This is a genomic window from Mesorhizobium sp. WSM4830 (assembly GCF_055811495.1).
Window position 1 is genome coordinate 56,882 of the sequence record NZ_JBVVQI010000025.1, and the last position, 18,073, is coordinate 74,954.

The 18,073-nt window shown below is 64.6% G+C and carries 18 protein-coding genes; 12 read left to right on the top strand and 6 right to left on the bottom strand.

Going from position 1 to position 18,073, the window contains the following annotated elements; translation table 11 throughout:
* Window positions 1-136: 136 nt before the first annotated feature.
* The 5 genes from AC0L2Y_RS26105 to AC0L2Y_RS26125 all read right to left on the bottom strand — a co-directional run bounded on the left by AC0L2Y_RS26105 (window position 137) and on the right by AC0L2Y_RS26125 (window position 4,385).
* Entirely contained in the window at window positions 137-1,774 is a 1,638-nt protein-coding gene (locus AC0L2Y_RS26105) for a copper resistance CopC/CopD family protein (RefSeq protein ID WP_473560470.1), read from the bottom strand.
* Window positions 1,775-1,826: 52 nt separating this feature from the next.
* Window positions 1,827-2,342, bottom strand: coding sequence for a YcnI family copper-binding membrane protein (locus AC0L2Y_RS26110; protein ID WP_473560472.1), 516 nt, complete (start codon window positions 2,340-2,342; stop codon window positions 1,827-1,829).
* Between the two features lie 25 nt (window positions 2,343-2,367).
* On the bottom strand, window positions 2,368-2,904 hold the full coding sequence (locus AC0L2Y_RS26115) for a copper chaperone PCu(A)C (protein WP_473560474.1): 537 nt from the start codon (window positions 2,902-2,904) through the stop codon (window positions 2,368-2,370).
* A 102-nt stretch (window positions 2,905-3,006) separates the two neighbouring features.
* Window positions 3,007-3,363: a DUF2946 family protein gene (locus tag AC0L2Y_RS26120; RefSeq protein ID WP_473560475.1), complete on the bottom strand. Its 357-nt coding sequence runs from the start codon at window positions 3,361-3,363 to the stop codon at window positions 3,007-3,009.
* Between the two features lie 119 nt (window positions 3,364-3,482).
* Window positions 3,483-4,385 carry a GntR family transcriptional regulator gene (locus AC0L2Y_RS26125; RefSeq protein WP_352491758.1) on the bottom strand — a complete coding sequence of 301 codons (903 nt, stop codon included), beginning with the start codon at window positions 4,383-4,385 and terminating at the stop codon, window positions 3,483-3,485.
* Window positions 4,386-4,642: 257 nt separating this feature from the next.
* On the opposite strand from AC0L2Y_RS26125, the gene AC0L2Y_RS26130 reads away from it, so the two are divergent.
* From AC0L2Y_RS26130 to AC0L2Y_RS26150, 5 genes are all read left to right on the top strand, one after another.
* Entirely contained in the window at window positions 4,643-6,148 is a 1,506-nt protein-coding gene (locus AC0L2Y_RS26130) for a UxaA family hydrolase (RefSeq protein ID WP_473560477.1), read from the top strand.
* Window positions 6,149-6,473: 325 nt separating this feature from the next.
* Window positions 6,474-7,469: an ABC transporter substrate-binding protein gene (locus AC0L2Y_RS26135; RefSeq protein WP_352491760.1), complete on the top strand. Its 996-nt coding sequence runs from the start codon at window positions 6,474-6,476 to the stop codon at window positions 7,467-7,469.
* Between the two features lie 103 nt (window positions 7,470-7,572).
* Window positions 7,573-9,126 carry a sugar ABC transporter ATP-binding protein gene (locus AC0L2Y_RS26140; RefSeq protein ID WP_473560478.1) on the top strand — a complete coding sequence of 518 codons (1,554 nt, stop codon included), beginning with the start codon at window positions 7,573-7,575 and terminating at the stop codon, window positions 9,124-9,126.
* Window positions 9,123-10,088, top strand: coding sequence for an ABC transporter permease (locus AC0L2Y_RS26145; protein ID WP_473560480.1), 966 nt, complete (start codon window positions 9,123-9,125; stop codon window positions 10,086-10,088). The genes AC0L2Y_RS26140 and AC0L2Y_RS26145 overlap by 4 nt, the downstream gene beginning before the upstream one ends.
* Before the next feature lie 69 nt (window positions 10,089-10,157).
* The gene (locus tag AC0L2Y_RS26150; RefSeq protein WP_473560481.1) at window positions 10,158-11,177 is read left to right on the top strand and encodes a zinc-binding alcohol dehydrogenase family protein; all 1,020 of its coding nucleotides are present in this window, start codon (window positions 10,158-10,160) and stop codon (window positions 11,175-11,177) included.
* A gap of 342 nt (window positions 11,178-11,519) precedes the next feature.
* Here the strand turns inward: AC0L2Y_RS26150 and phnF are convergent, their stop codons facing one another.
* On the bottom strand, window positions 11,520-12,263 hold the full coding sequence (phnF, locus tag AC0L2Y_RS26155) for a phosphonate metabolism transcriptional regulator PhnF (protein ID WP_473560482.1): 744 nt from the start codon (window positions 12,261-12,263) through the stop codon (window positions 11,520-11,522).
* A 137-nt stretch (window positions 12,264-12,400) separates the two neighbouring features.
* On the opposite strand from phnF, the gene phnG reads away from it, so the two are divergent.
* The 7 genes from phnG to AC0L2Y_RS26190 all read left to right on the top strand — a co-directional run bounded on the left by phnG (window position 12,401) and on the right by AC0L2Y_RS26190 (window position 17,849).
* A complete protein-coding gene (phnG, locus tag AC0L2Y_RS26160) occupies window positions 12,401-12,862 on the top strand; it encodes a phosphonate C-P lyase system protein PhnG (RefSeq protein WP_473560484.1) in 462 nt (153 codons plus the stop codon).
* Window positions 12,862-13,473, top strand: coding sequence for a phosphonate C-P lyase system protein PhnH (phnH, locus tag AC0L2Y_RS26165; RefSeq protein ID WP_473560485.1), 612 nt, complete (start codon window positions 12,862-12,864; stop codon window positions 13,471-13,473). The genes phnG and phnH overlap by 1 nt, the downstream gene beginning before the upstream one ends.
* Window position 13,474: 1 nt before the next feature.
* Window positions 13,475-14,587 carry a carbon-phosphorus lyase complex subunit gene (locus tag AC0L2Y_RS26170; protein ID WP_473560487.1) on the top strand — a complete coding sequence of 371 codons (1,113 nt, stop codon included), beginning with the start codon at window positions 13,475-13,477 and terminating at the stop codon, window positions 14,585-14,587.
* A 265-nt stretch (window positions 14,588-14,852) separates the two neighbouring features.
* Window positions 14,853-15,752, top strand: a complete 900-nt coding sequence (locus AC0L2Y_RS26175) for an alpha-D-ribose 1-methylphosphonate 5-phosphate C-P-lyase PhnJ (protein ID WP_473560488.1) — start codon at window positions 14,853-14,855, stop codon at window positions 15,750-15,752.
* Window positions 15,749-16,525, top strand: a complete 777-nt coding sequence (phnK, locus tag AC0L2Y_RS26180) for a phosphonate C-P lyase system protein PhnK (protein WP_473560489.1) — start codon at window positions 15,749-15,751, stop codon at window positions 16,523-16,525. Before AC0L2Y_RS26175 ends, phnK begins: the two co-directional genes overlap by 4 nt.
* Window positions 16,526-16,527: 2 nt before the next feature.
* On the top strand, window positions 16,528-17,235 hold the full coding sequence (gene phnL / locus AC0L2Y_RS26185) for a phosphonate C-P lyase system protein PhnL (RefSeq protein ID WP_473560490.1): 708 nt from the start codon (window positions 16,528-16,530) through the stop codon (window positions 17,233-17,235).
* Window positions 17,232-17,849 carry a DapH/DapD/GlmU-related protein gene (locus tag AC0L2Y_RS26190; protein ID WP_473560492.1) on the top strand — a complete coding sequence of 206 codons (618 nt, stop codon included), beginning with the start codon at window positions 17,232-17,234 and terminating at the stop codon, window positions 17,847-17,849. Before phnL ends, AC0L2Y_RS26190 begins: the two co-directional genes overlap by 4 nt.
* The last annotated feature ends 224 nt before the right edge of the window (window positions 17,850-18,073 follow it).

An 18,073-nucleotide genomic window follows, 5' to 3' on the forward strand; every position in this document is an offset into this window, starting at 1 on the left:
TTCTTCCCTGCTTTCGGATCTTGTTGCTTTGAGCCGCGATTGGGTTGGACGCCCATTCTTGATGGCGATGATTGACGGGCCTTCAAGGCCGCGTCAACCGTCTCGCCGAATTGAGTTGCGTGGACCAGCGCTCTCGTCACGGCCTGATGTCGATCGGCGCCTCTATCTTCACCATCTCGAAATCCGAGACCAGGATATCGAGCCGCGCCGTCCAGCGGCCGGCGACCGGAATGACGAGATCGTCGACGCGCCAGGTGCCGTCGCCAAGCTTCGTCGCCGGGCGTTTTATCGGCTCGATGCCGGAATCGGGCTTTGACAGCACCAGCGTCACCTGCTTGGCGTCGAGCGGGCCGAAATCGCCGGTCATGATGAAGATCGAAGCAGCAACAGGCCCGGCATGGCCGGGCGCAATGCTGAGGTCGGCCATCGCTTGCAGCGTGTGGATATGCACCGATGCCGGCTGTGCGGCGGCGATCGCCAGCGCGCGCGGCGGCGGCGTGAAGCGCCAACCGGCGGCGATGCCGAAGATCGCCAGCACGATCAGCACCTCGATGCCGATCGAGCGGGCCAGTCGCCTCTGGACTTCCGTCTTTCCCGCCTCGGCGGGGACCGTAAGCTTGAAGCGGTTGACGGCAGCGAGCGTGAACAGAAAGACGAGCAGCACCAGCTTGATCAGCAGCAGCCGGCCATAGGCGGTATGGACCAGCGCCGACGGCGTTTGCACCTGGATGACGGCGAGCACGATGCCGGCTGCCGCAAGCACGGCCACGACGAACAGGATCGCTCGCGAAAACCGGCGCAGCAACGGCCCGGCTTCGGCCGGCTGCCGTTTCAAGGCTAGACCGAGCGGCATCAGCGCGCCGGCCCAGACAGCAATGCCGACGCCGTGCAGAAACACCATCGGCCTTGTCAGCCATTGCGGCTCGGCGGCACTGGCATGGCCGCTGGCGGCAAGTGCAGCGCCGACGCCGACCAGTCCGGCCAAGGCGAGCGGCCTGGCGTCGGCGGGCGGCACGACCAGCGACAACAGGCCAAGGCCGAGCGCCATCAGCGCGATCAGCACCGTCCAGCCAAAGCTGGTACCGAGCGCGGTCTGCCAGATGACCGGCTGCGCCAGCCGGGCGAGCGGCGCACCGAGTGCATCCAGCCCCTGGAAACCGAGCGACAGCGGTGCCGCCGCCAGCCCGCACAGGATCGCAGCGACGACAAGGTTCCGGCCGGATCGCCCGCCTTGCGCCAGCCAGGCCAGCGCAAAGGCACCGCCGACGCCGAAGAACAGGCCGATATACAGAAAAACCTTGCCAATCCAGATCGCCGTTCGAAGCCCCAGGTCGACGGCTTCGGAGGCGGCCGGCGCGGCACTCGGTGCACCGACCGAGAACAGCACCGAGCCGCCTACTGGATGCCCGTCGGCGGAGATGACCCGCCAGCTCAGCACATGCGTGCCGGATTTCAGCGCCTGCGGATTGTCGATCTCGACGGTCTGGCCGCTGAGCCGGAAAGAGGTCAGCGGGATCGACGTGCCGTCGGGCCGCACCAGCGTCAGCACCAGCGGCGAAACCGGCTCGCTGAAGGTCAGCGACATCTGCGACGGGCTCTGCGCCAGCACCGCACCGTCAGCCGGCTCGGCCTTGATCAGCGCCGCATGGGCGAAGGCCGGATCAGGCATGGCAATTGCGGCGAGCAGCACGATGGCAGCCAGCAGCCCAGCCAGAAGCCGGCCAGAACAGTTGCCGGCCATGCAAGCTTGCCGCAGGAAGGATGCCGGGCTCATCTCACCGCCAAGAGCAGCGGCGCGCTCATCCGCCAAAGCGCGCCGCCGGAGCTCACTTCGGCAGCAGCTTGAGGCCGGGCGCCGGAAATTCCAGCGCGTCCTCAGCCTGCCCGGCCGCCGGAATCTCGATCCAGCGATCGGCGATGCCGTCACATTCCTGCACCACCGGGAAATGCAGCGTCTGGCCTGCCGGCAGGTCGGACGCCAGCGTCGCGCGAAAGACGAATTCGTCGTAGAATTCGTCCGGCAGGCTGCCGGCGCTCCAGTCGATCTCCTTGACGCCGCTGGTCACTGCCTGGCCGTAGAGCTGGTAGGACTTCTCGTATTTGCCGTTCTTGACCTGCAGCGTCCAACCCGGCTTCGGCATCGGTTTGACCGAAAGCACCCCTTCCGGGATCTGCACGCGCAGCGCGGTCGTAGCCTTGCCCTCGCAGCCATGCGGCACCCGAAGAACCGCCTTGTAGGTCGAGCCGACTGCTGCCTCCGGCGTTTCGAGCGTGATGTGGGCAAAGGCCGCGCTGGTCCCGAGGACAAGAAGCACGCAGCCGGGCAAAAGAGATTTCTTCATGATGGTACCTCTCGAAGCGGCCAACTCAGTCGTCGTCCTGGGGCGCCGCGCTGCCGATGCCTTGCACGGCGAATTCAATCTGCACGGGCCCGGCTTTTTCGAAGGTCAGCGTGGCGGAGAACATTTCGCCCTCCTTGGGCTGCCGCTTCAAATCCATGAACATCAAATGATAGCCGTTGGGCGCCAATGCGACCTTGCCACCGGCCGGGATTTCAAGGCCGCCGGTGACCGGCCGCATGGTCATGACGCCATTGCTGACGCTCATCTCATGCAGTTCGGCCTTGGCCGAGATGTCGGAGGTGATCGACAGCAGGCGATCCGCCGCACTGCCGGTGTTGGTGATGGTGAAGTAGCCGCCGGCCACCTTGGCACCGGATGGTGTGGCGCGCGACCAGGGGTGCCCGATCTCGAGATCGCCAAGCTTGAACTCATGTGCCAACACCGTCTGGGCGCTGGCGAACAGGAGGGCAAGAACGCAAAGGGCGACGCCGAGACGCTGCTCGAAACCACCCAGTGCGAAGCGCCTGCGGCTGGATGCGGCAGCGCGAAAAGTGTGAGACATGATTGCTCCGTGGACTTTAATGGGGGATCGCGCCGATGGCCGGTCGCGAACGATGTCGATAAACGCGCCGGCCAAGCGTTGCGCGGCGCGAACCAGAACGGATCAGGCCGTCGCCGGTGGTGCGCGCGGATTGGACGGAGTGCGGGCGCGGGCGAAATCACGATGCCGGAAGGCCGGCAGGACAAAGGCGATGGTTTCGACGGAAAGGCCGCGAGACAGGCTCCCGGCGGCACCGGGCGGCGCGTAGATCGCCGAGACCAGGTTGCAGCCAAGCATGCAGCAAGCCGGCATGTGCTGCTGATGCGGATCGCCGGCGGGGAGTTGCGCCGCACCGTCATGGGTGCAGATCGTGTTGCCGAAAGCATCGAATTGGGAAGCGTTCGGCTCGACGCCGGAAGCAAACGCGCCGAACATCGACTGGAGCACGAAAAGCCACGCCGCGGCGAACGCGACCGGCATGCTCGATCGTCTCCGGCGTATGGTCAAGAACCAGCCTCTTCACGCAGCAACGTCAGCTCTCTAGCACGGAGCCGGCGGCCGGAAAATCGCCAAAACGTTGCTGCGGCAACGCAACACAATCACGCGCGCAGCGGCTGCCTGCCCTCGGGAATCGATGTCAGCAGCGTGTGGCGAGCCGATTTCAGGTGCTTGCGGCAGGCGGCGTCGACCTTGGCGAGATCGCGCGATTTGAGCGCGGCGATATAGGCGAGATGCTCCTGGACCGCGACTTCGTTGCGCTCGCGCTCCTGGGCCTTGTTCCACTGGTAGTGGTAGTGGAAGATCATGGCGATGACGTCGTAGAAATCGACGATGAAGCGGTTGTGCGACGCCCGGTGGATCAGCCGGTGAAAGCGCTCGTCAAGCTCGGAGAATTCGTTGAAACGCACGGCGATCTCGCGTGCCAGCCGGTGATGCTCGTCTTCCAGGCCGTCGAGGTCGGCCCACACCGGGCTGTCCTCGGGCAGAGCGGCAAAGGCTGCGGCCGAGCGCAGTTCGAACATCTCGCGGATTTCGGTCAGCTCCAGCGCGAAGGCGCGGGTAAAGCCTTTCAGCACCCAGTGGCTGTTGCGGCGCTTCTCGATCAGCCCGAAGCGCGAGAAGCGGATCAGGAATTCGCGCACGCTGGTGGTGCCGACGCCGATCTCGCGCGCCAGTTCGAGCTCGTTGATCTGCATTCCGGCTTCGGCACCGCTGGCAAGCAGCCGCCGCATGAAGGAGCGCTCGATGATCTCGGCCAGCGTGTCGGTTTCTTCCTCGGGGAAGAAATCGTCCGGCCGCGGTTCGCGCAGAACCGTCTTGCTGCGCTTGTTCCAGTCGATCAGCCCGGTCTCTTCCATGCGCGCAAGGATGGTGCGGACCGTCGTGCGGCTGACGCCGAGCAGCGTGCCCAGCTCCGGCTCCGAAGGCAGGCTCCTGGTTTCGTCGAGCAGCCTCAGACCGCGATTATAGGCGTCCTTGTAAACGTTGTTGCTCTTCGACATCCCCTGCCCCGTGGCGCGCCGGCGTTTGCGTCCGACGTGAAGCGTTTCTTGCGCATGAAACCGGTACCGCTTCGGAAAACATCATGCGCAACGCTGGTTTTGGTTGTAGAGCCTACTTCGCGCATCCATAAAGACGCGTCGCGCTCTGGCGAAAAAACAATTGACGCAAAAATGTTTTTTCACGATAAAAGACATTATATGTTAAGAGCCGCGTGTCAATCCGCTCGCGCACCCAGGAACACACCCAGGAAGCTCCCGTGAACGCCGCAAACAGCATTCTTCTGTCTCCCGCCGACAATGTCGCGGTCGCCAATGGCCGCATCGAGATCGGCACCGTGCTGCCGGGCGGCGCCGTCGCCGCCGCAGTGATCGAGCCGGGCCACAAGGTGGCGATCAAGCTGATTGCGGCCGGCGAAGCCGTGGTCAAATACGCGCAGGCGATTGGCCGCGCCACGCAGGACATCGCGCCCGGCGAGCATGTCCATTCGCACAATCTGGTTTTCGAAAGCGGGCGTTTGCCGGTGGTGCCGCCGAGCGAAGCGGTGCATGCGACCGAGGCCGACCGCGCCCGCACCTTCATGGGCTACCGCTGCGCCGACGGCCGCGCCGGCACGCGCAACTTCGTCGGCATTCTCGCCAGCGTCAACTGCTCGGCCACCGTCTGCCACGCCATCGCTGACGCGGCGAACCGCACGCTTCTGCCGCAATATCCCGGCATCGACGGCTTCGTCCCGATCGTCCACGGCCAGGGCTGCGGCATGAGCGCCACCGGCGACGGCATGATGGTGCTGCACCGCACGCTGGCCGGCTACGCCCGTCATCCGAATTTCGGCGGTGTGCTGATGGTCGGGCTCGGCTGCGAGGTGAACCAGCTCACCCTCTATGGCCAGAAGGGCGTTGCTGCGGGAAAACGCCATTTCAACATCCAGGAAGCCGGCGGCTCGCGCAAATCGGTCGAAAAGGCGTTGGTCGTGCTGGCCGAGATTGCCGAAGAGGTCGGCAAGCTTCAGCGTGAGCCGATCCCGGTCAGCGAGATCGTCGTCGGCCTGCAATGCGGCGGCTCCGACGGTATGTCCGGCATCACCGCCAATCCGGCGCTGGGTGCCGCGGTCGACATCCTGGCCGGCGTCGGCGGGATCGGCATCCTCTCCGAAACGACGGAGATCTACGGCGCCGAGCACCTGCTTGCCTATCGCGCCGCAACCCCCGAGATCGCCGCCAAGCTCGACGGTTATGTGAAATGGTGGGAAGACCACGTCGCCAAGCATGGCGCATCCATCGACAATAATCCCTCGCCGGGCAACAAGCGCGGCGGCCTGACCACCATCCTGGAAAAGTCGCTCGGCGCGGTTGCCAAGGGCGGCCAGACGCCGCTCAACGGCGTCTTCGGCTATGCCGAAAAGGTCACCGGGCACGGGCTGGTGTTCATGGATACGCCCGGCTACGACCCGGTCTCGGCCACCGGCCAGGTGGCGGGCGGCGCCAATGTCATCGTCTTCACCACCGGCCGCGGCTCCTGCTTCGGCTGCCGGCCAACGCCGTCGATCAAGGTCGCCAGCAACTCGACCATGTATCACACCATGGAGGAAGACATGGACGTGAATTGCGGCGTCATCGCCTCCGGCGAAAAGACCATCGCCGGCATGGGCCGCGAGATCTTCGAACTGATCGTCGAGACGGCTTCGGGCCGCAAGACCAAGAGCGAGGAGTTCGGCTACGGCGACAACGAGTTCGTGCCATGGCACCTCGGAGCGACGCTCTAAGCCGGACGCCCGCTGCAGTCGCGAACACGATGCGGTCGCCAGGTTTCCCAGTTCCTCAAGTCAAAAAAGAATGAACATTCTATATTGACTGGTCGATGGAATTAATATTCCATGCTGATATTGGAGGAGATTGGCAACGGAGTTCCGACGGAGAAAACCCTTCCGCCCAGCCATTCGAAGCGGCCATCAAACATCGCTTGCGCCGACCGAGTTGATGCACTATCAAAATGCGGTAAATGTTTTTTATTGATAAAGTTCCGTTTGGGCCGCGCCATCCGAATGGAGCTTCCGTAACATTCACCGGGCGACTTAGGGAGGACTCCTAATGAAATTCGTGACCAGCATTCTCAATCGCCGCGCCTTCGTGGCACTTGCAGCCGCCTCGATGCTTGCCGGCGTGATGCATTCGGCCCCGGCATCCGCGGCCGACGTGACCATTCCGATCATCGTCAAGGACACTACCTCCTTCTACTGGCAGATCGTTCTGGCCGGCGCCCGCAAGGCCGGCAAGGACCTCGGCGTCAACGTGCCGGAACTCGGCGCCCAGGCCGAGACCGACGTCAACGGCCAGATCTCGATCCTCGAAAATGCCGTCGCCGGCAACCCGGCCGCCGTCGTCATCGCGCCGACCGAAGCCAAGGCGCTCGGCAAGCCGATCGACGAGGCCGCCACCAAGGTCAAGATCATCGGTATCGACTCCGGTGCCGACTCCAAGGCCTTCACCTCGTTCCTGACCACCGACAACATCCAGGGCGGCCGCGTCGCCGCTGACGGCCTTGCAGCAGCCATCGGCGAAGCCAATGGCGGCAAGGTCGAGGGCGACGTCGCCCTGATCACCGCGCTTCCCGGTGCCGGCTCGCTCGAACAGCGCGCCCAGGGTTTTAAGGAACAGCTCGCCGCCAAATATCCGGGCCTCAAGCTGGTCGCCGACAAATACGCCGACGGCCAGGCCACCACCGGCCTCAACATTGCCACCGACCTGATCACCGCCAACCCCAACCTCAAGGGTATCTTCGCCTCCAACCTGATCATGGCGCAGGGCGTCGGTCAGGCGATCGCCGAGAACAGCCTCTCAGGCAAGGTCGGGCTGGTCGGCTTCGACAGCGACGAGAAGCTGATCAAGTTCCTCAATGACGGCGTCATTTCGGCGCTCGTCGTCCAGGACCCGTACCGGATGGGCTATGACGGTATCAAGACGGCGCTCGCCGCCTCGAAGGGCGAGAAGGTCGAGGCCAATGTCGACACCGGCGCCAATTTGGTGACCAAGGCCAACATGAAGGATCCGAAAATCGACGCGCTGCTCAACCCCAAGCTCGACTGAGTATAGCCGCAAGTGAACTGTTTCCGGGGCCTTTTCGCCCCGGAAACATCCCACTCGTGCCAATCGCGAGGCCAATCTTTGGGGCCAATCTGGGAGGATTGTCATGATGTCGACGGCGCAGGAACTCCATCCGGCCCCAACGCTTGAACCGGGCAGGACCATCCTCGAACTCAGCGGACTGGAAAAGCGCTATCCCGGCACCCACGCGCTGAAGCCGGTCGACCTCGCCTTCAAGGCCGGCGAGATCCACGCCATCGTCGGCGAGAACGGCGCCGGCAAATCCACCCTGATCAAGCTTCTGACCGGCGTCATGCCGCGCACCTCCGGCGACGTCATCTGGGAGGGCAAGCCTGCCGCATTGGCGACGCCGCATGAAGCGATGGCGCTCGGCATCAATGCCGTGCATCAGGAAGTCGTCCTGTGCCGCCATCTCACCGTCGCCGCCAACATGTTCCTCGGCGAGGAGGATTCCCGCTTCGGCATCCTGCAGCAGCGGGCGATGGTCAGGCAGGCGCAGAAGATCATCGACGATCTCGGCTTCGACCTGCCGGCGCATGTCATGCTGGGTGACCTGACCATCGGCCAGCAGCAGCTGATCGCCGCCGCCCGCGCCACCGTGCGCGGCACCAAATTCCTTATCTTCGACGAGCCGACCGCCTACCTCACCCGCAAGGAGGCCGACCAGCTGTTCACGCTGATCCGCCGGCTGAAGGGCGAAGGCGTCACCATCATCTACATCAGCCATCGCATGGAAGAAGTGTTCGAGCTCGCCGACCGCGTCTCGGTGCTGCGCGACGGCACGCTGGTCGGCACCAGGAACATTGCCGAGACCAATGACGCCGAGCTGGTCAAGATGATGATCAACCGCTCGATCGAGCAGGTCTACCACAAGGAGCATTTCACCCCCGGCGCGATGCTTGTAGAAACCAGGAACCTGTCCGGCAAGGGTTTCGAAAATGTCTCGATGTCCGTCCGCGCCGGCGAGATCGTCGGCCTCTACGGCCTGATCGGCGCCGGGCGCAGCGAGTTCGTCACCACGCTCTATGGCCGTCACCGCAAGTCGGCCGGCCAGATCCTGTGGGAGGGCAAGGAGGTCAAGGTCAATTCCGAACACGACGCGATCAGGCTCGGCATGGCGCTGGCCCCGGAAAGCCGCCGCGACCAGGGCCTCTGCCTCAACCTGCCGGTTGGACTCAACCTCAATCTGCCGATCTACAAGCGCATCTCGAGCAATCTGCTGATCTCGCGCGCGCAGGAAAAGGCGCAAGCCGATCGCCAGATCGCCGACCTGCGCATCAAGACGCCGACGCGCGGCGCGCTGGCCTCCAGCCTGTCCGGCGGCAACCAGCAGAAGATCGTCATCGGCAAATGGCTCGCCCATGGCGCCAAGCTGTTCATCTTCGACGAGCCGACTGTCGGCGTCGATGTCGGCACCAAGGCCGAGATCTACCGCCTGTTTGGCGCGCTGCTGTCCAAGGGAGCCGGCATCATCCTGATCTCGTCCTACCTGCCTGAGGTCTATGAGCTCGCCGACACGCTGCACGTGTTCCGGCGCGGCAAGCTGGTGGCCACGCATGGGTTTCGTACCGCTGATCACGAGGAGATCCTCACCCAGGCGCTGGCCGAGAAACAAGAAAGACCGGGAGGACGGATATGAGTACCGAGGCGATCGCTGTCGAAAGGCCGAAACGCAACTACAACGCCCTGTTCGGGCTGACACTGCTGGCGCTGCTGGTTCTTTTGTGGGTCATCCTGTCGGTGGCGACGCCGAGCTTCGCCTCGGCGAACAACATCTCGAACCTGTTGCGGCAAGGGTCGATGATCGCCATCCTGGCGGTCGGCCAGACCTTCGTCATCATCACCGGCGGCATCGACCTTTCCGTCGGCGCCGTGGTCGGCTTCGCCACCGTCATCGTCGCGATGCTGATCAACGCCGGCACACCGGTTTTCCTCGCCATCCTGATTACCTTGCTGGTCGGCGTCGCCATCGGCATGTTCCATGGGTTCGGCATCGTCAAGATGGGCCTGCCACCCTTCATCATCACCCTGGCGACGCTGACCTCGCTGCGCGGCATCGGCCTGTTGATGACCAACGGCAACTCGATCTCGATCAACAACGACGCCTTCCAGACGTTCTCGCGCAGTTCCTTCGCCGGCGTCCCCAATCTGTTCTGGATGGTGATCCTGGTCGGCATTCCGGCCTACATCTTCCTGCACCACAGCCGTTGGGGCCGCTATCTGTTCTCGGTCGGCTCCAACGCCGAGGCGTCGCGTCTGTCGGGCGTCAACGTCCAGCGCACCATCTACATGGCCTACACGCTATCCGGGCTGTGCGCGGCCTTCGTCGGTGTGCTGCTTGCCTCGCGCATCGGCATCGGCAATCCGACGCAGGCCGAGGGCTGGGAATTGCAGGCGATCGCCTCTTCGGTGATCGGCGGCACCTCGCTGTTCGGCGCTGTCGGCTCCGTGCACGGGCCGCTGCTCGGCGCCTTCATCCTTGCCACCATCAACAACGGAGCCAATCTGCTCAACGTCAACGCCTTCTGGCAGCGCATCATCACCGGCGTTCTGATCATCGTCATCGTCTATTTCGACGGGCTGCGCCGCCGCGGCAAATAGACCGCTCCCAACAACCGCCGGCCTCGCGACAGCAGGGCCGGCGGTGCCATGAACCGACTGGATTGAAGCATGAAAGCCGTCGTCTGCCGCTCTCCCGGCGAACTTGTCCTCGAAGATCGTCCGGCGCCTGGCGCGCCCCCCGCCGGCTGGGCGCTGGTCGCAGTCAGCCATGTCGGCATCTGCGGCACCGACTATCACATCTTCGAAGGCAAGCACCCGTTCCTCGCCTACCCCCGCATCATGGGCCACGAGGTTTCCGGCACCGTGATCGAGATTGGCGAGGGCGTCGATCTCGCCGTCGGCGAAGCGGTGATCGTCAATCCCTATCTCGCCTGCGGCAAATGCATCGCCTGCCGGCAAGGCAAGCCCAATTGCTGCGTCAGGATCGAGGTGCTCGGCGTCCACCGCGACGGCGCCATGTGCGAGCAGATCCTGGTGCCGGCGCAAAATCTTTATCCGGCAAACGGCCTGTCGCTGGCCGATGCCGCCGCCATCGAATTCCTGGCGATCGGCGCCCATGCCGTGCGGCGCTCGCTGGCTGATCCAGGTGCGCGCGCGCTGGTCATCGGCGCCGGCCCGATCGGGCTCGGCACGGCGCTGTTCGCCCGCATCGCCGGGCTCGACGTGACGCTGCTCGACATGAGTGCGGAGAGGCTGGGTTTCGCCGAAAGCGAACTCGGCTTCGCGACCCTCGACTGCTCGCGAGGCACCGCTGCCGACCTGGTGCGGGACGCAACCGGCGGCGATGGCTTCGACGTGGTGTTCGACGCCACCGGCAACACCCAGTCGGTGCAGTCGGCGTTCGCCCATGTCGCGCATGGCGGAGCGCTGGTCCTGGTCAGCGTCGTCAAGGACGACATCGCCTTTTCCGATCCCGAATTCCACAAGCGCGAGATGATGCTGATCGGCAGCCGCAACGCCCTGCGCGCCGATTTCGACCATGTCGCCGCCTCGATCCGCAACGGCGCGCTGCCGCTGGCGAAGCTCGTCACCCATCGCACTACGCTTGGCGAAACGCCGCACGACCTCGCCCGCTGGGCGCATGAGAAGTCCGGCCTGATCAAGGCTGTGATCGAGGTGGGGTCATAACATGGCAGGCGGTGAACCCGGCCCGAATTGACGACGCCCCGCGCAGGTCGACCCCCACTCCGTCTCGGCTTCGCCGAGCCACCTCTCCCCCGATCGACGGGGTAGAGGAAGGGTGCGAGCCTATTGCAGCCAACGCTCCTCAATCAGACTCCCTCCTTCTCCCGCCGTCAGCGGGCTCCCTTCCTCTCCCTCCGGAGGGGGGAGAGGTGGCTCGGCGAAGCCGAGACGGAGTGGGGGAAGGCGGTCCTCAAACGCCAAGCCGCTGATAAGTGAGCGCGACCGAGCTGGTATGATATTGGCGTGAGTCAAATAAATCACGGTCTCGCATAAGGCCGGCACTACCTACAGCGCCGACAGTTTGAGCTCGATCCGCTCGGCCGGGAAGCGCGACTCCGAAAACTGTATCGGCTGACCGTCGGGCGTGACGTTGACGGCGACGGTCACCAGCACGATGGCGCCGGGTTGCAGGTCGAGGTCCGCAAGGTCGGCGGCATCGGCATGGCGCGCCGACAGCACGGTCGATTGCCTGAGATAGTCGTCAATGCCGAAACGTGCCAGCGATGCGGTGATCGAACCGGTTTCCGCCATGGCGGCATCGATGCCGGCAAAGCGCCTGGCATCGAACCAGCCGGCAGCGCGGGACACCGGCATTCCATCGGCTTCGCCGCGCGTTTCCAGGCGTATCACATCGGCCCCCGTCGCAAGGCCTAAGCCCTCTGCGACACGACGGTTGGCCGGCTCGACCGACGACGCCAGCAAAGTGATATGCCGCTCGGACGCCTGTCCTTGCAATCCCTCGGAAAAGCGTGTGCGGGCGCCGATCGGATAGGACAGCCGCCTGCGCGACAGCACGAAGGTGCCGCGCCCCTGCTCCGCCCTGAGCACGCCCTCCTGCACCAGCGCTGCGATAGCGCTGCGCACCGTGTGGCGGTTGACGCCATAGCGTCCGGCCAACGCGATCTCCGGCGGCAGCGCGGCATTCTCGGGAAAATCGCCGACGGCGATTGAATGCAGGATCTGGTCGGCGATCTGTCGCCACAGCGCGACACCGCTGCGCCGCTCGATGCTGCTGGGCTGCCCGATCATTTCCGCCCCCGATCTTTTTGCCCCAGACATTTTCCTCGTGTCATGCACTCGTCATGGACACGCATTAGAAAATAGATATAATTTGTATAGTTGTCTATATCAATAGACAAGTTTTTGGTGACAAGGGACTGTTAACTATGCGAGGACGGGAAGCGCGAGAGCAGGCCGAGCGCAAGGCCGTGATGGCGACGCTGGCACAATCGGCCGGCGACGATATCGTCCGCCTGTGGGACGAAGCCGGCCTGCCTTCCGAAGCGGAGCTTCTGCGTGGCCCCGAAACCGGCCTGGTTACCGTGCGCGGCCGCATTGGCGGCGGCGGCGCGCCCTTCAATGTCGGCGAGGCGACGGTCACCCGTGCCACGGTGCGGCTGGCGTCCGGCCATGTCGGCCACTGCTATGCGCTCGGCCGCGACAAGCAGAAGGCAAGGCTGGCGGCAATCGCCGATGCGCTCTGGCAGGATCCTGCCCACCGCAACGAGGTCGAGACCAGGATCGTCGCGCCCTTGCAAGCGGCGCTGGCCAAGGCGCGTGACCAGCGCCGCGCCGAGACGGCGGCGACCAAGGTCGATTTCTTCACCATGGTGCGCGGGGAAGACTGATGGACGCTGCTGTGCAATCGATCGAAGGCGGCTTCGCCGATCCGGTATTCAACGCCCAGACGGTGTTCCGCGCCGTCATGGATGCAATGGCGCGGCCGGGCAGCGTGCAGCCGCTGCCGGCGCTCGCCCAACCCCCGTCGCCGCTGTCGGCCACCGCCGGCGCCGTTGCGCTGGCGCTATGCGACAACGACACGCCGCTCTGGCTCGACCCGGCTTTGCAGGGATCGGCAGCGGTGAAATCCTGGCTTGGCTTCCATACCGGGGCGCCGCTGGCCAACACCCCGGCCGACGCGCATTTCGCGCTGATCGCTTCGCCGGCCGAGATGATGGCGCTCGACGGGTTTTCGCAAGGCACCCAGGATTATCCCGACCGTTCCACGACGCTGATTCTCGGGGTCGGCGATCTCGTCTCCGGCGCTCCGCTGCTGCTCGAAGGCCCGGGCATCGAGAAGACGGCGACGATCGCGCCGGCGCAAATGCCGCGTCATTTCGTCGAGCAATGGAAGCAGAACAACCAGCGCTTTCCGCGTGGCGTCGACATCATCCTCGCCACGTCCGACGCGATTGCGTGCCTGCCGCGCACGACGCGCATCAAGACGATGGAGGCGTAGCATGTACGTTGCGGTAAAGGGTGGCGAAGCGGCCATTCGCAATGCTCACAAACTGCTCGCCGACCGCCGGCGCGGCGACCGTTCGGTGCCCGCACTTCGCCTCGACCAGATCGTCGAGCAGCTGGCGCTCGGCGTCGACCGGGTGATGAGCGAAGGTTCGCTCTACGACAGGGAATTGGCGGCACTCGCCATCGTCCAGGCGCGCGGCGACATGATCGAGGCGATCTTCCTGGTTCGCGCCTATCGCACCACGCTGCCGCGCTTCGGCTACACCGGGGCGATCGACACCGGCACGATGCTGGTCGAGCGACGGGTGTCGGCGACCTACAAGGACCTGCCCGGCGGCCAGTTGCTCGGCCCGACTTTCGACTACACCCACCGGCTGCTCGATCCCGAGCTTGCCGCCGGCGGCGAAGTCGCCGAACCGGAGCAGCGTGCCAGCGAGCCGGAAGCCATGCCGCGTGTCTCGGCGATCCTCGCCCGCGAAGGCCTGATCGAACCCGACGGCGACATGCCTGGGGATCATGTCCCCGGCGACATCACCCGCGAGCCGCTGGAATTCCCGATGGCGCGTGACATCCGCCTGCAGGCGCTGTCACGCGGCGACGAGGGGTTTCTGCTGGCGCTCGGGTATTCCACCCAGCGCGGCTACGCGCGCAACCATCCGTTCGTCGGCGAGGTTCGCATCGGTGAGGTCGAACTTGAACTCGATGTGCCGGAACTGCCCTTTGCCGTGCCGCTCGGCAGTATCCGCGTCACCGAATGCCAGATGGTCAACCAGTTCAAGGGCTCGGCCAAGGCGCCGCCGCAATTCACCCGCGGCTACGGCCTCGTCTTCGGCCAGAGCGAGCGCAAGGCGATGGCCATGGCGCTATGCGACCGCGCGCTGCGCGCCTCGGAGTTGGGTGAGGATGTCATCGCTGCCGCGCAGGACGAAGAGTTCGTCATCTCGCATTCCGACAATGTCCAGGCGACCGGCTTCGTCGAGCATCTGAAGCTGCCGCACTATGTCGACTTCCAGGCCGAACTCGACCTCGTGCGCCGCATGCGCGCCGAGCACGACGCCCGCGAAAATGCCGGCAAGGGCGAAGAGAAGAGGCAAGCCGCGGAATGACTTCAGTTAGCTCCACCACCGTGACTTCCCCCGTCTGGGGAATGGCCTCCGGATCCGCCGTAACCGCTACTGCCGCCGACGGTCTCGCCTTGCGCGCCTTCCCTCGGCTCAGGAAGAACCATTCTACGAAGCACAAAGGCAACCACCCCGACGAACACCAGCAACAGTATTCCGAGGCGCATCCATCCGGTCGGGGTCATCGGAGCCCAGCCCCTTTTACGTGTCTTGGAACTCAATTCGGTAGCACAGAGCGGAAGCGATCGCCATGACCGACATCGCCACCTACAACTTCGCCTATCTCGACGAACAGACCAAGCGGATGATCCGCCGGGCGATTCTCAAGGGCATCGCCATCCCTGGCTATCAGGTGCCGTTCGCGTCGCGCGAAATGCCGATGCCCTATGGCTGGGGCACCGGCGGCGTGCAGGTGACGGCGTCGATCATCGGACCGGACGATGTGCTCAAGGTCATCGACCAGGGCGCCGACGACACCACCAATGCCGTCTCGATCCGCGCCTTCTTCAAGAAGGTCGCCAATGTCGCGGTCACCACCGAGACGGCCAAGGCGACCATCATCCAGACGCGCCATCGCATCCCTGAATATCCGCTGAGTGCCGGTCAGGTGCTGGTCTACCAGGTGCCGATCCCCGAACCGCTGCGCTTCCTCGAGCCGCGCGAGACGGAGACGCGCAAAATGCATGCGCTGGAGGAATACGGCCTCATGCATGTCAAGCTCTACGAGGACATCGCCAGGCACGGCCGTATCGCCACCACCTATGCTTATCCGGTCAAGGTGGAGGGCCGTTATGTAATGGATCCGTCGCCGACGCCGAAATTCGACAATCCCAAGATGCACCGTTCGCCGGCTTTGCAATTGTTCGGCGCCGGCCGCGAAAAGCGCATCTATGCGCTACCGCCGTTCACCGAGGTGGTCAGCCTCGATTTCGAGGACCATCCGTTCGAGGTGCAGACCTTCGACCAGCCATGCGCGCTGTGCGCGGCCGAGAACGTCTATCTCGACGAAGTTATTCTCGACGATCATGGCGGTCACATGTTCGTCTGCTCCGACACCGATCATTGCGAGAAGCGGCGGGCTGAAGGCCATCGCGGCCATCTTGCGCCCGAGACCACTCTTGCCCTGGAAAAAACGGAGCCGGCGCAATGACCGACGAACCGCTACTGCGCGTTTCGGCGCTGTCCAAATTCTACGGCTCGCGGGTCGGCTGCGAGAACGTCACCTTTGACCTCTGGCCGGGCGAAGTGCTGGCGGTGGTCGGCGAATCCGGTTCCGGCAAGACAACTTTGCTCAACTGCCTGTCGACGCGGTTGCTGCCCTCTTCAGGCACCGCCAGCTACCGCATGCGCGACGGCCAGTTCCGTGAGCTTTACCGCATGAGCGAGGCCGAGCGCCGCTTCCTGATGCGCACCGACTGGGGCTTCGTCCACCAGAACCCCGCCGACGGGTTGCGCATGACGGTGTCGGCCGGCGCCAATGTCGGCGAACGGCTGATGGCGGTCGGCGACCGCCACTATGGAAAAATCCGCGCCACGGCCGTCGACTGGCTGTCGCGCGTCGAGATCGACGAGGACCGCACCGACGACGAGCCTCGCGCCTTTTCCGGCGGCATGCGCCAGCGCCTGCAGATCGCCCGCAACCTCGTTACCGGGCCGCGGCTGGTGTTCATGGACGAGCCGACCGGTGGCCTCGATGTCTCGGTGCAGGCACGTCTGCTCGATCTGTTGCGCGGCCTGGTGACCGATCTCGGCCTGGCGGCCATCGTCGTCACCCACGATCTCGCCGTCGCGCGGCTGTTGTCGCAGCGCATGATGGTGATGAAGGACGGCCGCGTCGTCGAAAGCGGCCTCACCGACCGCGTGCTCGACGATCCGCGCGCGCCCTACACGCAGCTTCTCGTTTCTTCCATTCTGCAGGTGTGACTATGGCAACCCCGCTCGTTGTCTCCGATGTCGCGAAGAGCTTCACCATGCATCTGCGCGACGGCGTCAAACTGCCGGTGGTCGCCGGTGTCTCGTTCGCGATCAGGGCCGGCGAATGCGCCGTGCTCGGTGGCCCGTCCGGCGCCGGCAAGAGCTCGATCCTGAAAATGCTCTACGGCAATTATGCCGTCGATGAAGGCCAGATCATCGTCCAGCACGAGGACGGGCTGATCGACCTGGCTTCGGCCAGCCCGCGCACCGTGCTAGCTGTGCGCCGGCTCACGATCGGCTATGTCAGCCAGTTCCTGCGCACCGTGCCGCGTGTCTCGGCGCTCGATGTCGTCGCCGAACCGCTGGTCGAGCGCGGCGAGGAGCGCGAGGTCGCGCGCGACAAGGCGCGCGCCTTGCTGGCGCAGTTGAACCTGCCGGAGAAGCTTTGGGCGCTGCCCCCGGCGACGTTTTCCGGCGGCGAACAGCAGCGCGTCAACATCGCGCGCGGCTTCATCACCGAGCACCCGATCCTGCTGCTCGACGAGCCGACCGCTTCGCTCGACGCCAGGAACCGCGACGTGGTGATAACGCTGATCGCCGCCAAGAAGGCGGCCGGTGTCGCCCTGCTCGGCATCTTCCACGATCACGACGTGCGCGAGGCGGTGGCCGACCGCGTCATCGACGTGACCGCCTTCGCCGCCGGGAAAATCGCCGCATGACCAGGAAACTGTCGGAGGCGCCGCTGATCCACGAGACGGCGGAGATCGAGAACTCGACGCTTGGCCGCTGGACCGAGATCGCCGAGCGCTGCCGGGTTTCCGAAAGCACGCTCGGCGACTATTCCTACATGATGCAGGACTGCGGCGTCTGGTGCGCGACGATCGGCAAATTCGCCAACATCGCTGCAAGCGTGCGCATCAACGCCACCAACCATCCGACCTGGCGGCCGACGCTGCACCATTTCACCTATCGCGCCTCCGACTATTGGGACGACGCCGAACACGAGAGCGAATTCTTCGCCCAGCGCCGCGCCAAACGCGTCACCATCGGCCACGACACTTGGCTCGGCCATGGCTCGACCATCCTGCCCGGTGTTACCGTCGGCGACGGCGCGGCAGTCGGCGCCGGCGCGGTGGTGTCGAAGGATGTCGCGCCCTACACCATCGTCGCCGGCGTACCGGCCAAGCCGATCCGCGAACGCTTCGACCGCCGCACCGCGGAGCGCTACCAGGCGCTCGCCTGGTGGGACTGGGACCATGCAAGGCTGCGCGCCGCGCTCGACGATTTTCGGGAGCTGTCGGCGGAGGATTTCCTGGAGAAGTATGGCAGCTAAGGGATCGTGAATGGTGAATGGGGGCAGCGGACAGGTTTCGAGGCTCAGGAAAGCCTTTCTTATCACCATTCACCATTCACCATTCACCATTCACCATTCACCATTCACCATTCACCATTCACCATTCACCATTCGAGCTTCTCGCTCCGAGTTGATTCCGCCCCGCGCCAGCCTGTGGGCGGTAACAAAACTGACATCAATCAGACACCGCAGGTTCACGTAGC